We start from the raw sequence: 20,417 nt of genomic DNA, 5'->3' as shown, positions 1-20,417 counted from the left end.
TTTATTATGAAAAAATTACCATTAATATTATTTGCCCTGTATGTAGTATTGTCGGCTAGTACTTCTCCGAAAGAAAAGGAAGAGAAAAAAGCTGGCGAGCGCCCAAATTTTCTTTTCATATTCGCTGACGATCAGGCGTATTCTACCATTGGTTCACTTAACAATTCAGAAGTGAAAACACCGAATCTTGATAAGCTGGCTGCCAAAGGAATGGTGTTTACACATTGTTTCAATCAGGGAGCCTGGGGAGGAGCTGTTTGCGCTGCAAGCCGTGCCATGCTCAATTCAGGACAATATATGTTTGCTGCAAGGGAAGGTGTGAATCATAATCAGCTTTGGGGAGAAACCTTTTCTAATGCCGGATACGAGACATTTCTTACAGGGAAATGGCACAATGGAGATGCTACTGTACTGAAAAGCTTTAAGTATGCCAAAAGCATTGGTAAGGGGATGTATGAAACGATGCATCCGGAACTTAAATGGAAGCCGGGTTATGGAAGACCGACAGAGGAAAATAATTCATGGGATCCTACTGATCCATTATATACAGGTCATTGGGCACCAAAAGTAAAAGATGTAGTTTATGATGAAAATGGAAACAAAAGCATTGGCCCTGAATATGTGATAGAGCAACATACATCTGAGTTATATGCAGACAATGCAATCCGTTTTCTTCAAAACAAAGTGGCCGATTCGGACAATCCGTTTTTTATGTATGTGGCATTCAATGCGCCACACGACCCGCGACAATCACCAAAAAAATACGTGGATATGTACCCTCCCGAGAACATTAAAATACCGGAAAACTTTGTTCCGGAACATCCATTTGATCAGGGAGATCATAAATTAAGAGATGAAAACCTGGCACCATTTCCAAGAACCAAACATCAGGTTCAAGTGCATAGAAGCGAGTATTATGCCATTATCACCCACATGGACAATGAGATTGGGCGTATTTTAACAGCTCTTGAAAAAAGTGGAAAAGCAGACAATACCTACATAATCTTTTCCGCTGATCACGGGTTAGCTGTTGGGCATCATGGATTGATGGGAAAACAAAACATGTATGACCACAGTATTAGAATGCCATTTTTTATTTCAGGACCAGGTATCAATGCAGGGAAACAATCTGATGCATTGGTTTACCTCCAAAGCATTTTTGCTACTACATGTGAAATGGCAGGATTGGAAATTCCCGAGACAGTTGATTTTCCAAGTTTGAAGGGAATATTGGATGGTAAGCAAGAAAAAGTCCATGAAGCTATTTTTGGAAATTACAGGCATTTTCAACGAATGGTAAGAACAGATAAGTATAAGATGATTTTGTATCCACACAATGGCCATCAGCAGTTGTTTGATCTGGAAAAAGACCCTCAGGAAATGCTAAATGTCATTGACGATAAAAAATATAAGAAGATCAAAAAAGAAATGTATAGTAAGCTTCTGGATTTACAGAAAGAAGTAGGGGATACCCTTCAGGTTTCATTGAAATAACCTGATCTATTTTTCTCTTTAACATTTATCATTCAATGATTGGGGATAAAAAAGTATCATTTCAGGAAGAAATTTAGAAAGTAAGTGACCCGAAAATACGGGACATTTACAATGCATTTAACAAATATTTAGTAGAAAAAACATTATATGCTATGACTAATTTAAGAAGTATCTTGTTGTTATTGTTTTTCATTTTGTCAGGAGTCACTCAGGCTAAGGATAAACCTAATATACTATACATCATGTCAGATGATCATACCAGTCAGGCTTTTGGTGTGTATGGCAGCAGGTTGGCCAAATTGAATCCTACGCCAACAATAGACCGTCTGGCACATGAAGGTATTTTGTTTGAAAATGCATTTTGTACCAATTCAATTTGTACACCTTCAAGAGCCACTATCATGACTGGCCAGTATAGCCAGGCCAATGGTGTACAGGATTTGAATGGGAGACTGAAAGCTGAAAATCAATACCTGGCACATGAAGTCAAAAAACTTGGATATGAAACGGCGATTATTGGCAAATGGCATCTGAAAGAAGCACCGGAAACTTTTGATTATTACAATGTACTTCATGGTCAGGGTAGTTATTTTAATTCTGTGTTATACGAAAAAGGGTCAGATGAAACAGTTGAAATAATGCAAGGGAAAAAGAAAGTTACCGTAAAAGGACATCAGTATGAAGGACATTCCAGTGACATAATTGCTGATCAAACCTTGAAATGGTTAAAGGGAAGAGACAAATCCAAACCGTTTTTTCTGATGCATCATTTTAAAGCACCTCATGATATGTTTGAGTTTGCTCCAAGGTACAAAGACTATCTGGAAAAGACTCAAATACCTGAACCTGCCAGTTTATATTACAATGCAAATAATGGGTCTGTTGCCACCAAAGGTGAAAACGGAGACATGCTACACAATATTGGCTCGTCTGTTTCTCATAGAGATGAGAACAGAAATATGGGACAACACATGAAAATAGACCAAAGCATTCCAGATCCTGAATATACTCATTTGGCCTATCAGGAATACCTCAAACGTTATTTGCGATGTGTAAAAGGAGTAGATGATAATGTGAAGCGTATTTTTGACTACCTGGAAAAAGAAGGTCTTATGGACAATACGATTATCATATACACTGGTGATCAGGGTTTTATGCTAGGGGAGCATGATTATATAGACAAACGATGGATGTATGAGGAATCCATGAGAATGCCCTTTCTTGTGAGGTATCCGAAAATGATCAAAGCAGGCACACGAACGGATGCTATTATCAATAATACCGATTTTGCTCCGACCATTATAGAATTGGCCGGAGGCAAAGTACCTGACTACATGCATGGAAAAAGTTTTAAGAAAATTTTGTCAACAGGTAATGAGCCAAGTGATTGGCGCAAGTCCACTTACTATCGCTATTGGATGCACATGGCGCATGCTCATGCCAACCCGGCTCATTTTGGAGTAAGAACTAAGGAGTATAAACTGATCTTTTTTTATGGATGCGACTATATCAAAAGGATGAAGGATGGAAATTGGCCTGAAGATAGAATAGAATTTAGTGTGAAAAGGCCTTTTGAATACTTTACTCCCCCAGGTTGGGAACTATATGATCTGGTGAATGACCCGTTTGAAATGGATAATTTGTATGGTAAAGCAGGCTATGAAGAGATCACTGCAAACTTGAAAAAGGAACTGAAGTCACTCAGGGCTGAGTTTAAGGAAACAGACGAAAACTACCCTCATATTCAATCAATCATAGACGAAAATTGGAACAAATAAAGGGATGCATCAGTGAAAAATGAAGCACGTCACTGACGTATTAAAGAAATGGTACTGACGAACCCTTGAAGTAAATATTTATTCAATATGGCACAATATCAGCTTAGCTTGCATGGGTTGATTTGCGTAGAATTAAACTCAAATTTCTAACAATTGACACTGATTTTCTAAACTTAGATATTGAAAAAAATAAAATGAATAGCATGTTAAAAAACAACCGAGGGGCTTCATTGATATTACTTTTTACCGTTTTGGCTATTGGGTGTGGTGAGGTAGAATACAAGGATAAAATATATGAAAAACCGGAGATTGTATATGATGCACCTGTGGATTTTCTTTCTCCGGAAGAGAGCATGAAAACGTTCTACTTGCCAGAAGGGTATAAGGTGGAACTGGTTGCAAGCGAACCTATGATTTATGAACCAGTTGCGATAGCTTGGGATGGAGATGGTAAAATGTATGTGGCAGAAATGGATACTTACATGCAAGATGTTGATGGTACAGGCACGGATGAACCCATCAGCAAAGTGAAGCTATTAGAAGATTTGGACGGTGATGGCAAAATGGACAAAAGGACCATCTTCATAGACAATCTGGTATTACCCAGAATGATTTTGCCACTTGACGATCGCTTAATTGTTAATGAAACCTACACTTATAACCTGTGGAGCTACAGAGATACAGATGGCGATGGTGTGGCTGATGAAAAAACCGCAATTTACACGAATCCTAACCGTCGTGGTGGCAATCTGGAACATCAGCAAAGTGGTTTGATATGGAATCTGGACAATTGGATATACATGACCACAATTCCATACCGGTTTCGTTTTACCAAGGGAGAGGTGGAAATAGATACATTGGATAATTATCCTGGAGGACAATGGGGCTTGACTCAGGATGATATGGGTACGATGTATTATGGCTCGGCAGGAGGAGAAAATCCGGCTTACGGGTTTCAACAACCAGCTGTATATGGACATGTTAATCTTGAAGGTCGTTTGTCTGAAGGGTTTATAGAACCATGGCCGGTAGTAGGCACGCTGGATGTGCAAGGTGGTATCGAGCATAGAACACGTGAAGATGGTACCCTTAATCATTTTACAGGAGTGGCTGGTCAGGAAATTTTCAGAGGAGACAAATTACCACCATCAGCTTACGGCGACTTATTCATTCCTGAACCGGTGGGGCGGTTGATTCGAAGAGCGAAGGTGAAAAACGAAAATGGAAAGAAGGTACTGTATAATGCCTACGATCAAAAGGAGTTTATGGCATCTACTGACCTAAACTTCAGACCAGTACAGGCACAAACAGGACCTGACGGATGCCTTTACATTGTAGATATGTACAGAGGGATCATTCAGGAAAGTAACTGGACAAGAGAGGGAAGTAAGATTCGACCTGTAATTGTACGAAAGGGATTGGATAAAAACATCGGAAAAGGCAGAATTTACCGTATTGTTCATGAACAGATCAAACCAGGAGGAAAACCCGACTTGCTTGATAAAACAGCAGACGAATTGTTAGACTATTTAGGACACCCAAATGGATGGTACAGAAATACTGCACAAAAGTTAATTATTCTGAAAGGAGACAAATCCGTAGTTCCAAAACTGAAAGAGATGGCTTTAGATAATGAACCATTTTGGGCTGAATTTATTGGAAATGATGATTATGCTTTGGGTAGAATTCATGCTCTTTGGACTTTGGAAGGACTGGGTATTGTCGATAAAAACCTGATTATAGAAAAGTTCAAAGATCAGGATGCCAGAGTGAAAATGACGGCCATAAGGTTGAGTGAGGCATTTTTAAAAAATGGTGACGAAGATATATTGCCTCATTTGGAGCAATTTGTATCCGATCAGGACATCAATATAGTAAATCAATTGGCATTGAGTTTAAGATATAGCCCGAGTAAAAAATCTACGGAATTATTGAATAAGATACAGGAGAAATTCAAAGATCATGAAGTTGTATCTATTTCTGTTGAAGAAAGTTTGAAAAAAGATGATTCAGAACTTCAGATGCTTAAAAAAAGAATTTCAGACAGAAGTAATGGTGATAAAAACAGAATATTGAATGGATATGATATTTACAAACAGTTGTGTATAACATGTCATGGGGCTGATTTAAAGGGCGTTCCAACAGAGAATTCGCTTATAGCTCCTCCATTGATTGGTTCTTCAAGAGTTATGGGAGATAAGGATGTTTTGATCAGGATACTTCTCAATGGTCTGATTGGGCCTGTAGATGGGAAGGAATACGGTATAATGATGGCGATGAAAGACAATGACAACAATTGGATTGCCAATGTAACCAGTTATATCCGTTCAATGAATGACACCACGTTAGTGAGCCCAAGGGATGTTCGGGATGTCCGGGAAAAGTATGCAGATAGAGATTCCTATTGGACTATGAAGGAACTGGCTCAATAATTTGTTAAATTTAATTTAGACGACATAGGATGTATAAATCAGATTACTTTAGAACTTCTTTATTGTTGATTGTGCTATTGGCAGTCATACAATTGAGTTGTACTCAAGAGCGTAATGTTACACGTCCTAATATTATAATTATTCTGATTGATGATATGGGATGGAAGGACTTTGGTGAGGCGGGAAGTACTTATTATGAAACGCCTAATATTGACAGGATGTCTCGTGAAGGAATACGCTTTACAAAAGGTTATTCATCTGCTCCTGTATGCAGTCCGTCCAGAGGTGCTATATATACGGGCAGATACTCAGGTAGGACAAAATTCTCAACAGTCTTTGGCCATCATGTAGATTCTGTAGCTGAACTACGAACGGTTGCAAAAGAAGGAGAACGAAATGGAAGAAAGAAGTTCAACAACAGAACAGAAGATGCATTACACTACCATACTTTGCCTTTGACAGAAACCACATTTGCCGATGTGTTAAGCCAGAATGGATACAAAACCGGATTCTTGGGTAAGTGGCATTGTGGTTGGGATCCAGAATTTTGGCCAAATAAACGTGGGTTTGAATATGCAGAAGGCTTTAGAATCATACCTTCCCCATCCTCCCACTTTGGCAAATCTGTGATAGGTAATATGTATGGAATGGAAGATTTAAAACCCAATGATTACGTTGGTGATAAGCTAACCGATAAAGCGGTTAATTATATTAATGAAAATGCCAATACAGAGAAGCCCTTTATGCTGGTGTTGAGTCATTTTCTGGTTCACGGCCCATTGGAAGGAAAAGATGATTATGTGAAGAGATTTAGCATTAAACCTACCACAGATCAGGACAAACCAGTCTATGCAGCCATGATGCAAAGTGTTGATGAAAGTGTGGGTAGAGTGCTACAGGCTATTGAAAAGGTAGGAATTGATGAAAATACAGTTGTTATTTTCACTTCGGATAATGGCGGGCCTGTTCCTACTACTTCTAATTATCCACTTCTTGGAGGAAAAAGTTTCATATTTGAAGCAGGCATGCGAATACCTTTTTTGGTGAGATGGAAAGGAAAGATTGCACCGGGAGTGAATCAGGAACACAGGATCATTCAAACTGATCTATTTCCTACCATCCTTGATATTACAGGTATTTCAAAGAAACCGGATTTGCACAAGGATGGAAACAGCTTTTATCCTCTTTTGACCAAAGATGGTGCTTGGAATCAGCAACCAATATTTTTTCATTTTCCGCATTACACTCACGCCACTAGTCCGGCTACAGCTTTGATTGATAATGATTGGAAGTTAATTCGTTTTTACAATGATGTTGACGATCAGTATTTACTTTTTAATTTGAAAGAAGATCCTTATGAACAAAACGATTTATCAGAAATAGAAACTGGTAAAATGGAAAAAATGGTTCAATTGATGGAGCAGTATTTGGCTGATATAAATGCAGAAATGCCTGTTGTCAATCCGGATTTTGACTCTTCAAAACCAGGTGAATTGGGTAAGGATTATTATTATGAATTTGCCAATCGTCAAAGAATGGAAAAAAAGAAACTTTTAGAAAATTCAAACAGAACACAACCTAAGCAAACTATATAAATGAACAAATTAATCAAAACGATATTCACACTTGTTTTATGTGGATTGTTGTCCTGCTCTGAAAGAGTTAGTGAAATAGTGGATACACAAAAAACGGATCCGATTAAGGTTTTACCTTTCAAAATACTCAGTTTGGATGATTTATCCGGTTTTAAGCCTGTAGCTAAAAACTGGAAAATCGTTGGTGATACTTATGTAGATCAGAAACAAAAAAGAGTTTTTGTTTCATCACCGGGAACAGGCATTTTGTTGAATGAACCTGAACAAGGAATGAAAGAAAACTTGTTTACGGCTTTCGAGCATGGTGATATAGAGTTGGAACTTGATGTGATGATGCCGGTACACTCTAATTCGGGACTGTATTTTCAGGGACGCTATGAGATTCAGCTTTTGGATAGCTGGGGGGTAGCAGAAGCCAAGTCTTCAGATATTGGTGGAATATATCAACGATGGGACGAATCCAGAGGCAAGGGAAATGAACGTTTTGAAGGTTACGCACCAAGTATGAATGCAGCAAAAGCTCCCGGACTATGGCAGCATTTTAAAATCATATTTCATGCACCAAAATTTGATTCTTCCGGTAAAAAAATAAAAAATGCATGGTTTGAAGAGGTATGGTTGAATGGGGCACTTTTACATCAAAATCAGGAAGTGTCCGGGCCTACCCGTGCCAGTGCCTTTCAGGATGAAAAACCAATGGGGCCATTAATGATTCAGGGAGACCATGCAGCTGTTGCTATTAGAAATATTAAGTACAAATTGTATGAAGATAAAAAAATAGCTTTTAAGAATCTAACCATGAAAGAGTATGAAAACAAAAGTCAGTTAATTCCTGACCTGGATACTCTGGTGGTGGTTCGGGAAATAAAGACTGATTCTATTTCATCCACAATGGCGACTGGTGAAAACCCACAAAAGTTGTTGGTTTACAATGGTAAGATGAATATCCCCAATTCAGGTGATTATATTTTTGATATGAAAGTCCACAGAGGTGGTGGAGTATTAATTATTGACAGTGATACTATTGTTAATTTAAATGGAGATTTTGAGGTTAATGCTCCCGGGTTTGGTTTGGCTTCTTTACAAAAAGGAGATGTACCATTTACTTTAATCTACAACAAACATCGTCCCTATCAAAGAGGGTTGGCTTTGTTTGTTGAAGGCCCGGAAATAGCCAAATATGCCATTCATGCCAAAGGTTCAATTACTATAAATCAAGGAAGCTTACCTGAGATGATTGTATCAGCATCTGATGAAGCAGTGATGCAGCGTAGTTTTCTCATGCACGGAGATACCAAGCGTACACATTGTATTTCAGTTGCTACTCCACAAGGTATAAACTATTCTTATGATGTGTCTTTTGGTTCGTTGTTGCAGGCATGGAGTGGAGGTTTTTTGAATGTTGCTAAAATGTGGCATTCCCGGGGTGGTCAGCAACTGGCTGAACCAATCGGCTTGCCTGTTTCGATTCATGGCAATCCTGATTTTGCTTATTTAGAGAATGAAAAGTCTAACTGGCCAGACAGTATTTCCACTTCCTATCATCAATTGGGTTATGAATTAAGCCAAGATGGGACACCTGTTTTTTTGATGGAAGTAGATGGTGGTTTAATTAAAAATGAGTTTATACCTTCAGATACCTTGAGAAAGCTCACTAGAATTATTAAAACTGATTTAAACAAGAACATATGGCATAAAATCGCTGAGGGAAGTATAATTGAAGCACTACCGGACAATACTTATGCTATAGATGATAAAAATTATTTTGTTGATTTTTCGGAAAGTGAAGGTGTAGAGCCAGTGATCCGCAAGGGAAAGGCAGCAGGAAAGCAAGAGCTTTTGGTAAATATATCAGAAGGAAAAAAAGAACTCTCTTATAAAATCATCTGGTAATAAAGAATTGAAATATGAACTATATAGATAAAAATATCGCAAAATACTTTTTAGCATTGTTACTATTGATGGTGGGTGGTTTTACAATGTTAGCTCAGTCCAATGCTGATATAATAGCTAAGGAATCGAAATATTATAAGATCGTAGATGTTCCGATTCCGAAAGACATTATATTGGAAGTGGGAGGATTGGCATTGACCGATAAAGACCAATTGGGGGTATCAACCAGAAGAGGAGAAGTATGGGTGATAGACAAACCTTATGGCTCAAACCCAAAGTATAGCAGGTATGCTCATGGTTTGCATGAAGCTTTAGGTTTGGCATTTCGTGACAATGGATTTTATTTATCACAGAGAGGAGAGCTTACACGTTTGGAGGACAAAAATGGAGATGGGAAAGCCGATTTGTACAAAACAATTTATTCATGGCCTTTGTCAGGAAACTATCACGATTATTCTTACGGGCCAAAGTTTACAGCAAATGGTGACATGTTGGTAACCCTTAATCTGGGATGGGAAGGCCGTGGAGTGAGTTTGGTTAAGTGGCGTGGATGGTTATTAAAAATCACACCTGAAGGAGAAATGACTCCAATAGCTACCGGGTTAAGGTCTCCGGCAGGATTTGGGGTCAATGATGCAGGTGATATTTTTTATACTGAGAATCAGGGAGACTGGGTTGGATCCGGTAGAATGACTCATCTGAATGTTGGAGATTTTGCCGGAAATCCGGCAGGTCTGAGGTGGACTGATGATCCTCAATCTCCATTGAAATTAAAGCCGGATGACATTGAGAAACAATCTGGAATGAGCCTGTATGAATATGCTAAAATTGTTCCGGAAATGAAAGCACCTGCTGTTTGGTTTCCTCACACCATTTTGGGTATTTCTACTTCAGATATTTTAATAGATCATAATGCAGATAAGTTTGGCCCTTTTGATGGTCAGATGTTCGTAGGGGATCAGGGACATAGTAAAATCATGCGTGTAGCCATAGAAAAGGTAAATGGAGTGTATCAGGGAGCTGCTTTTGCATTTAGAGAGGGTTTTTCTTCCGGTATTCTCAGGATGATATGGGGCAGTGATGCCAGTATGTTTGTGGGAATGACCAGTCGGGGTTGGTCTTCGACAGGTAAGGAAGAATATGGTCTTCAAAGATTGGTCTGGACAGGAAAGACACCTTTTGAAATCAAAACGATAAAAGCTCAGGCTGATGGTTTTGAAGTGGAATTTACCAAACCTGTTTCGAAGCAATTGGCTGAGCAGACTTCATCCTACAAACTGGCAACATTTACTTACCATTATCACAATACTTATGGCAGTCCGATTGTAGATCAACAAGCTGCGATGATACATGCCGCAAAACTATCTGAAGATGGTAAAACGGTGAAACTAACCATTCATGGTATGAGATTAGGTTTCATCCATCAATTAAACTGCTCTGGAGTTAAGACTCCTTCCGGAGAACCTCTGTTGCATGACACGGGATTTTATACACTCAATGAAGTGCCTGGAGGTGAGCTTAAATCACCACCTATGCCGGGAATGTCAAAATCAGGTAAGGCTGTAGATCAGCCGAAAAGAACTAACAAAATGCCAGTGACCTGGATGGATGGACCTGATAAGAAAATACTGGTAGGTACTTTGCCCGGGATGAAATTCGATGTGACTGAGATTGAAGTAGAAAGGAATAGCCGTGTACAAATTACTTTCAACAATAATGATGATATGCTGCATAACCTGGTGGTGGTGCAGCCTGTACCTGATGGTCCTGATCAGGTGGGGGCTTTGGCATTGGAGCTTGGATTAGATGGTCCTGACCAGAACTATGTTCCTGATTCGGATTTGGTATTGTTTCACACAGGGATTTTGCAGCCGGAAAGTTCAGAAAGTATTTATTTTCAGGTACCTAAAAGAAGAGGAGAATACTGGATAGTGTGTACATTTCCGGGACATTCTAAAACAATGAGAGCTAAATTAATAGTCAAATAATATTCGCCGAAAAACTTTCTGTTATGAAACAAAAATCGAATCACTTTATTAAAATGATGCTGGTCGTCTTGGTGCTAGCACCATTTATTTCCAGAGCAGACGTAGAGTTACCGTCGGCATTTGGAGACAATATGGTGCTACAACAAAGAACGAATGCCAGGCTTTGGGGAAGTGCTGATGCGGGTGAAGAAATAAAGGTAATGGCAAGCTGGGGAATAGAAATGACAGTAAAAGCTGATGCTAAAGGTAAATGGGAAACAGAAATTGCTACGCCAGAAGGCAGTCATACGCCGCAACAAATTATTCTAAAGGGTAACAATGTGGTCTATTTGAAGAACGTATTGATCGGTGAGGTCTGGCTTTGTTCAGGGCAATCCAACATGGCATGGTCGGTTAAAAATTCTAACAATGCATATGACGAAATCAAAAATGCTGATTATCCATCGATACGTTTTTTGCATGTTCCTAATACCCTGGCTTGGGAACCTCAAGACGATGTGGAAGCACGATGGGAGGTTTGCACTCCTGAGAGCGTTGTAAACAAAAGTGCCATTGCATATTTCTTTGGCAGAGAGCTTCAAAACAAATTGGATGTACCTGTCGGGCTAATTGTGTCAGCGTGGGGCGGCTCTGGAGTACAGGCTTGGATTGATAAGGAAACCGCTGGAAAAGAAGGCCATCAGGCAATTGTAGATTGGTACAACGAGCACGAGCAAAAGATGAAAGACCTTCGCTTCGAATGGATAAAGGCTACTGCGGAATGGCGTGCGAAACAAGAAGAAGGCGCATTTGATTGGTCATCACGGCCAGCAAGAAAGCTTCCCGGAGATCAGCACATTCCTTTTGCACTATACAATGGTATGATTCATCCGATCAAAGGATATTCGATCAAAGGAGCTTTGTGGTATCAGGGTGAGTCGAATGTATCCAGAGCCAATCAGTATAGAACGTTATTTCCTGCAATGATCAAAAGTTGGAGGAATGTCTGGCAGCAGGGGGATTTCCCTTTTTATTATGTCCAAATCGCTCCTTACCATTACAATGATTTTGATGGGGTGAAGTCTGCAGAGTTGAGAGATGCCCAAACCAAAACTTTGGATATTGTGAAAAATACGGGAATGGTGGTAGTGACAGATATTGCCAATATCAATGACATTCACCCAAGAAAAAAGCAAGAAGTGGGAGCAAGGTTTGCTAAGATGGCTTTGCACAATGACTATGGAGAGTTAGACGGAGAATATACCAGCCCTTTGTATAAATCTCAGAAAATTGAAAGCAATAAAGTCATAGTTAGTTTTGAGCATGCAACTGAACTGAAAGTTAGGGGAGAGGAAATAGTAGGTTTCACCATAGCCGGAAAGGATCAAAAGTTCGTCAAGGCGAAAGCCGAAATAGTCAATGGCAATCAGGTGAAAGTTTGGTCTGAGAATATCAAAAAACCAGTGGCCGTAAGGTTTGGCTGGTCAAATGCATTGATTACTAACTTATTCAACGAAATCAATTTGCCAGTATCACCTTTTAAAACTGACAATTGGAAAGACACTACAGAAGGAGAAATCCATTTGAGTTTTCCTTAATTCTAAATTACTAACACGAAAAACACTCATGAGAAAATTATTTCAACCGTTGTTTACAATATGCATGCTGGTATTGATGATGTCCGGCAATACTGTCATAGCTCAAAAGTATGAAGCACTAATCATTACAGGACAGAACAATCATTATTGGCAGGGAAGCTCGGTGGTGATTGAAGGTATTTTGAACAATAGTGGTATGTTTAATGCCACCACTGTGACCACTCCTGCTAAGGGAGAAGACATGTCAGGGTTCAGACCTGATTTTAGTAAATACGATTTAATTTGCTTGGACTACAATGGAGATTCCTGGCCTGAGGAAACGAAATTAAATTTTGTTGACTTTGTAAAAAAAGGAGGAGGATTGGTGGTTTTCCATGCTTCTGACAATTCCTTTTCTGACTGGGAAGAATACAACCAAATGATTGGTGTTGGTGGCTGGGGTGGAAGAACGGAAAAGGATGGACCGATTTTATATTGGGAAGACGGCAAAATCAAAAAGGACACTTCGGAAGGAAGGGGTGGGTCTCATGGTCAGCAGGATCAATATGTGGTGCATACCAGAATGCCGGATCACCCGATAATGAAAGGACTGCCTGAGAGTTGGTTGCATACTCCGGATGAGCTTTACCATAGTCTGCGAGGACCTGCTAAAAACATGCAGGTATTGGCAACATCATCTCAACCCAAAGACCGTGGTGGTTCTGGTCGTCAGGAACCCGTTTTGATGACTGTTAAATACGGTAAAGGAAGAGTCTTTCATTCTGTAATGGGGCATACAGGAAAAAATCATAACAATACCACATTAGATGCCGGGTTTATGACAACTTACCTGCGTGGAGCAGAATGGGTGGTGACAGGTAATGTAACCCAAAAAGTTAGCAGCCAATTTCCTGATGCTGAGAATGTTGTGATCTGGGAAGATATGAAAGTACCTGAGTAATTATATAAAAAAAGTATAGAGGGAAATATTGGAGACAATTTCCTGTCAGGATTTAGGCGATCAATCCTTCCGGTTTTTTTTGTAAAAAAATACATATAGATAGTAACAAGTTAATATTGTGGTTGTCCAATTTAGAAAAATATTTATTGTGTTCATTGGGATCATTGCCATGGATGTTAGTGATGGTTTTGCTCTTGGACAAAATAAACTCTGGTATAATCAGGCTGCATCAAATTGGTTGGAGGCACTCCCAATGGGAAATGGAAGGTTGGGTGCAATGGTACATGGAGGAGTGTCACAAGAACACATCCAATTCAATGAGGAAACCCTTTGGACAGGGAAGCCGAGGTTTTATGCCCATCAAGGGGCAAGTAAGTATCTTAAGGAAATAAGACAATTGTTGTTTAATGGAAAGCAACAGGAAGCACAGGATTTAATGGCTGATGAATTTATGAGTGAGCCCCGTTCTTTGATGTCCTATCAGCCTTTTGGTGATCTGATTATTAATTTTCCAACACATACGGATTATTCTGATTATCAAAGGGAGTTAGACCTGGAAAATGCGATAAGTAAGGTATCTTATTTTGTAGATGGGGTGAAATATGAGCGTGAAATGTTTATTAGCTATCCTGACCAGCTGATGGCTGTTCGTCTCACATCAAGTCAAAAGGGTAAGCTTGATTTTGATTTTCATCTGGAGTCAGTTCACTTTAAGAAGTCTGTTTTCACCAACTACGACGAACAATTATTGGAAGTAAGGCCTGGTGATGAGCCTCAAAGGTTTACAGGAATTTCTGAAGAGAGTGTCTTGACTGGGCAAGCAGGTGTAAAAATAATTACGGATGGTAAGGTTACACCAAAATACAAAGAGATTTTGGTGTCAGGAGCCTCATCGGCTACCATATACCTGACTGCTTATACCAATTTTATCAATTTTCAAGATGTGACAGGTAACCCAAAAGCAAAAGTAAATCAGGCTCTGAAAAAGTTTGAGACTCTTGATTACGAGAGCATAAAGAAGAAACATATTGAAGATTACCAAGCCTTGTACAGTAGGTTTGAGCTAGAGTTTTCAGGGGAAAACAGGGAAAATATACCAACGGATAAACGAATATATGAGTTTTGGAAAGATCCAAATGATCCGGCGTTGTTGTCTCTGTATGTTAAGTATGGTCGTTATTTGATGATTTCAGCTAGTCGTCCTGGAGGACAGCCGTCTAATTTACAGGGTATATGGAACAATCAAATAAACCCTCCATGGAAAAGTAAATACACAACCAACATCAATGCTGAAATGAACTACTGGCCTGCGGAAGTTACCAACCTTTCAGAATGCCATGAACCCTTTATCGAACTTGTCAATGAATGTGCCATTACCGGAGAACTGACAGCAAGGGAACACTATGGTTGCAATGGATGGGTACTGCACCACAATACCGATATATGGCGTGGAACTGCCCCAATCAACCTGCCTTTTATTGGCCCATGGCCATCAGGATCAGGTTGGGTAAGTCATCATATTTGGGAGAAATATTTATTCACACAGGATGAAGATTTTTTGAGGAAAGAGTATCAGGTAATAAAGAAAGCCGCACAGTTTTATAGTGAGTTTTTAATTGAAGACCCTAAAACAGGTTGGCTTATTAGTACCCCTTCCAACTCGCCCGAAATTGGAGGATTGGTTGCAGGGCCTACTATGGACCATCAAATCATTCGTTCCCTCTTTAAGGTTTGTATTGAGGCTTCAGGGATTTTAGGTGCGGATAAGGCGTTTGCAGATTCGTTAGAAATGATGCTTCCCAAGATTGCTCCAAATCAAATTGGGCAATATGGGCAGTTGCAGGAATGGATGGAAGACAAAGATGACCCTAATGAACATCACAGGCACGTCTCTCATTTGTGGGCAGTGCATCCCGGCAAAGACATAAATTGGGAAGATACCCCGGAGCTAATGGAAGCTGCAAAGCAATCGCTGATCTATCGTGGAGATAATGGTACGGGATGGAGCCTGGCATGGAAGATCAATTTTTGGGCAAGGTTTAGGGATGGCAATCGTGCATATAAATTGATACATAACCTGTTGAGTCCTGCTGAAGAACCGGAAAAGAAAACCGGGGGAGGATCATATCCTAATTTATTTGATGCACATCCTCCTTTTCAGATTGATGGAAATTTTGGTGGTGGGGCTGGTATTGTAGAATTGCTTGTTCAAAGTCATTTGAATAGTATTGATCTACTGCCTGCACTCCCAGACGCCCTTTCTGAAGGCAAGGTGTCCGGGGTTTGTGCCAGAGGTGGGTTTGAATTGTCATTTGATTGGAAGGGCAGTGAATTAGAAGAAGTATCTGTTTTGTCCAAAGCAGGCAAGGAATGTACTTTGAGGTACAGGGACAAAAAAGTGAAATTCGAAACGAAAAAAGGTAAAGTTTATACTTTCAACAAAGAATTGAAAAATACATACAAGTAATTGATTAAACCGAAAAAGAATATTTAACCTATGAAAAAAATATTACTCATTGTACTTGGTCTTTTGTTCTTCACACCTGAAGACGAAATTTATGCACAGTCAAAAAACAGATTGTTTTATAAGGAACCAGCCAGAAATTGGTTGGAAGCCCTTCCTGTTGGTAATGGACGCTTAGGTGCTATGGTTTATGGGGGTGTAATTCAGGAACAGATTCAATTCAACGAAGAAACGTTGTGGACAGGTAAACCTCATGATTATTCACATAAAGATGCATCAAAACATCTGGACAAAATCAGGCAATTGCTCTTTGAAGGGAAGCAGGTAGAAGCTCAGGATTTGGCAAGTGAGGTATTTATGAGCCAGCCTTTGGGACAAATGGCCTATCAACCTTTTGGGGATTTGATTATGAATTTTCCGGATCATAAAGAATTTTCAAATTATCAAAGGGAACTTGATTTAGAAAATGCTATCAATAAAATGTCCTATCAGGTTAATGGTGTTACATACACACGTGAAGTGTTTGTAAGTTTTCCTGATCAGGTGATTGCAATCAAAATAATGTCAGATAAACCGGGAGCGTTGAACTTTGATTTGGGGTTGGATTCCCACCATTTTCAAAAATCAGTTGACACCAATGAAGATAAACAAGTATTGGATGTCAGAGTTGCAGATGGTGAGATGTATGGCAAAGCAATGCTAAAAGTTATTACTGATGGAACAGTGAATCCCCGGTATAAGAATATTGCTGTTTCAGATGCCACTTCTGCCACTATATACCTGACTGCTTATACCAATTTTATTAATTTTCAGGATATAAGTGGTATTCCCCAGCGGTATGTGAACAGTACCTTCAAAACCTTCGCATCGTTGGACTATGATGAAGTGAAGGCAAAGCACACTAAAGATTATCAGGCACTTTATAACAGGTTCAATATTAATTTCGCAGGAAAGAGCAGGGAATCTGTTCCTACTAATGAAAGAATCTACGAGTTTTGGAAAGATCCAAACGACCCGCAGTTCATTTCTCAATATGTACAGTATGCCAGGTATTTGATGATTTCCTCAAGTAGAAAAGGAGGACAGCCAGCCAATCTGCAAGGCATTTGGAATGACCGTTTGGATCCGCCATGGCAGAGCAAATGGACAGTAAATATCAATGCAGAAATGAACTATTGGCCAGTTGAAGTAGCCAACCTTTCAGAGTGCCATGAACCACTCTTCAATATGATTGATGAATGTTCACAAACCGGGGCAATTGTTGCGAAAGAGCACTACAATGCCGATGGTTGGGTATTGCACCACAATACTGATATCTGGAGGGGTGCGGCACCAATCAATGCCTCTAATCACGGAATATGGGTCTCCGGGGGAGCATGGCTTTGTTCACACCTTTGGGAGCATTATTTGTTTACTCAGGATAAAGATTTTCTGGCTGAAAAATATGATGTAATCAAAGGAGCCGCACTGTTTTTTACACAATTTTTAGTAAAAGACCCTAAAACAGGTTACCTGATTAGTACCCCATCTAATTCTCCGGAAATAGGTGGGTTAGTGGCCGGGCCCACTATGGATCACCAGATCATTCGAAACCTTTTCAGGATCTGTATTGAAGCATCGGAAATTCTTGATAAAGATCAAGAATTTGCTTCCAAATTAAAGGCCATGATTTCGCAAATTGCCCCAAACCAAATTGGTAGGTTGGGTCAGCTACAGGAATGGATGGAAGACGTTGACGATCCGGAGGTGAAACACCGTCATGTGTCACACTTATGGGGGATGCATCCTGGCAATGAAATCAACTGGGTAGAAACACCTGATTTGATGAAAGCCGCAAGACAATCGCTAATATTTAGAGGTGATGCCGGAACAGGATGGAGCCTTGGATGGAAGATAAACTTCTGGGCTCGGTTTCTTGATGGCAATCGTACATATAAGTTGATTCACATGTTGCTGAGCCCGGCTGAAGAACCACTTCGTGAATTGAGTGGGGGATCATACCCGAACCTTTTTGATGCACATCCACCATTTCAGATTGACGGCAATTTTGGAGGTGCAGCTGGTATTATTGAGATGTTGGTGCAAAGCCATTTGGAAACAATAGACCTTCTTCCTGCATTGCCGGATGCACTGCCTGAAGGCAATATTTCAGGTGTGTGTGCACGTGGAGGATTTGAGCTTGCTTTCTCCTGGAAAGATGGTGAACTTCAGAACATAGAAGTGTTGTCCAAAGCAGGTAAGGTATGCAAATTGAGGTACAAAAACAGGAGCATAGATATAAAAACTGAAAAAGGTAAAACCTATAAATTCAATGGAAAGCTTAAGAAAATTGGTTAATAGCAGTTGGGAAATAAAATGTGTGGCTAATGCTAAGCAGTCAATATTCTGTCATTCCGACGAAGGAGGAATCTTGTTAATTATTTGCATAGATTTCAAAGTAAGATTTCTCCTTCGTCGAAATGACATGGCTGGTTTTATTGGTTAGTCACACTACTTGTGAATGACATTGTATTAGAACAACAAACTATAAATACATGAAGTATTTACTTATTCTATTTACCACCATAGCATTTTTTTCTTGTAACGAAAAGAAGAAAGTTCAGGAATCTAAACCTAATGTTGTGGTGGTTTTGATCGACAATCAGGGGTACTTTGAATTGAGCCGAAATGGGCATCAGGTAGTACAGACTCCAAGGATAGACAAACTGGCGAGTCAGGCTGTTAATTTTACAGATTTCAATGCACCTCCCTTTTGTTCTCCAAGTCGGGCAGCACTTTTGACTGGGAGGTATGCGCTTAGGGCTGGTATCCATAATACGGTTGGTGGGGTTTCTATTTTGCATAAAAATGAAACCACAATGGCTGAAATACTTAAAAAGGAAGGCTATCATACTTCCATTTTTGGTAAGTGGCATTTGGGATCCGGTTATCCTTATGCCCCGAAATACAGAGGTTTTGAAGAAGTATTCGTTCATGGCGGTGGTGGCGTAAGCCAATTAGGCGACTATTACGGCAACAACCATATCAATGCAACTTATGAACACAATGGTAAATACGAGAAATCCAAAGGGTTTTCAACTGACGTATTATTTGATGAGGCCATAAAATACATGGATGTTAAGAAGAGGAATGCAGAACCATTTTTCTGTTACATATCCACTCCGGCAGTTCATTTTCCAACCAACAGGCATCCAGTGACCTCAGAACGGTTGTTGAAAAGAGGAGCGGAAGACAATGAGTACCTGGCACTGTATTCTATGATTGAAAATGTAGATGACAATGTTGGCAAGCTGTTGGATTATTTGAAGGAAGCAGGTTTGAAGGAAAATACGCTGGTTGTACTGGCTTCCGACCAGGGAGTAAATGATCGGGGTGCAGCCGAGCACCGTTCTGGAAGTTTTAAAAACAGAGGGCTGTCTTTTGATGAAAAGCACCATGTATATTGTATGATCCAATATCCAAAACTCACAGATAAGAACCCAGGAGATAATGATGAGTTGACAGGTATGGTGGATGTATTACCTACCATTTTGGATGTTTGTGGTATCGACCAGCCTACAAACCTCGATGGACAATCACTGAAACCTTTGTTAGATGGTTCGGGCGATTGGGATGATGAACGAAAACTTATTGTACAATGTCCCAGATCGAGAGTTAGAAATAAATGGGAAAATACTTCGGTGAAGTATAAGAAATGGCGATTGGTTGATGGGAAGGAATTGTACAATATAGAAAATGATTTTGGGCAAAAAAATGATTTGGCAACTGATAATCCGGAGTTAGTAGATGAACTTACCAAGACATACGAATCATTTTGGAATTCATTATTGTCTGCCGATGAGTTGATATCAGCACATATATTGGGGGCAAGTGAAGCTCCTCATGTACGCTTGGTTGCCATGGATTGGTATGAAGGAGATGCACCCTGGACACAACAGGGATTAAAAAATAAAACCGCCCAGGGTAAATGGCTGGTTGATATAGCCAGAGACGGAAAATACAAGTTCGAACTTAGAAGGTGGCCCAGGGAAGCACCATTTGCTATTGAGGCAGAAGCAGCTATTGTTGAAGTTGGGGATGTAAAGGCACAATCTGATATTGATGTAACGGATAGTGAAGCCATTTTAGAATTGGAACTTAAAAAGGGTAGATATGATATGATTACAACTTTTCAACCACCAAGAGATTCTATAGATCACCCAGATTGGGGAGCCAACTATGTCCATGTAAGTTATATAAATTGAAAATGCAGAAAA

11 protein-coding genes are annotated in these 20,417 nt (G+C 39.7%); all 11 read left to right on the top strand.

Annotation, left to right across the window (positions count from 1 at the left end; genetic code table 11):
* Window positions 1–6: 6 nt before the first annotated feature.
* The gene (locus AAOP42_RS14325) at window positions 7–1,494 is read left to right on the top strand and encodes a sulfatase family protein (RefSeq protein ID WP_349529222.1); all 1,488 of its coding nucleotides are present in this window, start codon (window positions 7–9) and stop codon (window positions 1,492–1,494) included.
* Window positions 1,495–1,646: 152 nt separating this feature from the next.
* A complete protein-coding gene (locus AAOP42_RS14320; RefSeq protein WP_349529221.1) occupies window positions 1,647–3,272 on the top strand; it encodes a sulfatase family protein in 1,626 nt (541 codons plus the stop codon).
* Between the two features lie 203 nt (window positions 3,273–3,475).
* On the top strand, window positions 3,476–5,704 hold the full coding sequence (locus AAOP42_RS14315) for a DUF7133 domain-containing protein (protein ID WP_349529220.1): 2,229 nt from the start codon (window positions 3,476–3,478) through the stop codon (window positions 5,702–5,704).
* 29 nt (window positions 5,705–5,733) lie between these two features.
* Window positions 5,734–7,299, top strand: coding sequence for a sulfatase (locus AAOP42_RS14310; protein ID WP_349529219.1), 1,566 nt, complete (start codon window positions 5,734–5,736; stop codon window positions 7,297–7,299).
* Window positions 7,300–9,192 carry a 3-keto-disaccharide hydrolase gene (locus AAOP42_RS14305; RefSeq protein WP_349529218.1) on the top strand — a complete coding sequence of 631 codons (1,893 nt, stop codon included), beginning with the start codon at window positions 7,300–7,302 and terminating at the stop codon, window positions 9,190–9,192.
* Window positions 9,193–9,206: 14 nt separating this feature from the next.
* Window positions 9,207–11,180: a sulfocyanin-like copper-binding protein gene (locus AAOP42_RS14300; protein ID WP_349529217.1), complete on the top strand. Its 1,974-nt coding sequence runs from the start codon at window positions 9,207–9,209 to the stop codon at window positions 11,178–11,180.
* Between the two features lie 23 nt (window positions 11,181–11,203).
* Window positions 11,204–12,757: a sialate O-acetylesterase gene (locus AAOP42_RS14295; protein WP_349529216.1), complete on the top strand. Its 1,554-nt coding sequence runs from the start codon at window positions 11,204–11,206 to the stop codon at window positions 12,755–12,757.
* A 28-nt stretch (window positions 12,758–12,785) separates the two neighbouring features.
* Entirely contained in the window at window positions 12,786–13,697 is a 912-nt protein-coding gene (locus AAOP42_RS14290) for a ThuA domain-containing protein (protein WP_349529215.1), read from the top strand.
* Window positions 13,698–13,815: 118 nt separating this feature from the next.
* Window positions 13,816–16,164: a glycoside hydrolase family 95 protein gene (locus AAOP42_RS14285; RefSeq protein ID WP_349529214.1), complete on the top strand. Its 2,349-nt coding sequence runs from the start codon at window positions 13,816–13,818 to the stop codon at window positions 16,162–16,164.
* 30 nt (window positions 16,165–16,194) lie between these two features.
* Window positions 16,195–18,498: a glycoside hydrolase family 95 protein gene (locus AAOP42_RS14280; protein WP_349529213.1), complete on the top strand. Its 2,304-nt coding sequence runs from the start codon at window positions 16,195–16,197 to the stop codon at window positions 18,496–18,498.
* Between the two features lie 197 nt (window positions 18,499–18,695).
* Window positions 18,696–20,405, top strand: a complete 1,710-nt coding sequence (locus tag AAOP42_RS14275; protein ID WP_349529212.1) for a sulfatase-like hydrolase/transferase — start codon at window positions 18,696–18,698, stop codon at window positions 20,403–20,405.
* Window positions 20,406–20,417: the final 12 nt, after the last annotated feature.

It is taken from the genome of Reichenbachiella sp. MALMAid0571 (assembly GCF_040151475.1).
In the GTDB taxonomy this organism is placed as follows: domain Bacteria; phylum Bacteroidota; class Bacteroidia; order Cytophagales; family Cyclobacteriaceae; genus CAXBNB01.
This window is presented reverse-complemented; position numbering and strand designations above follow the sequence as displayed.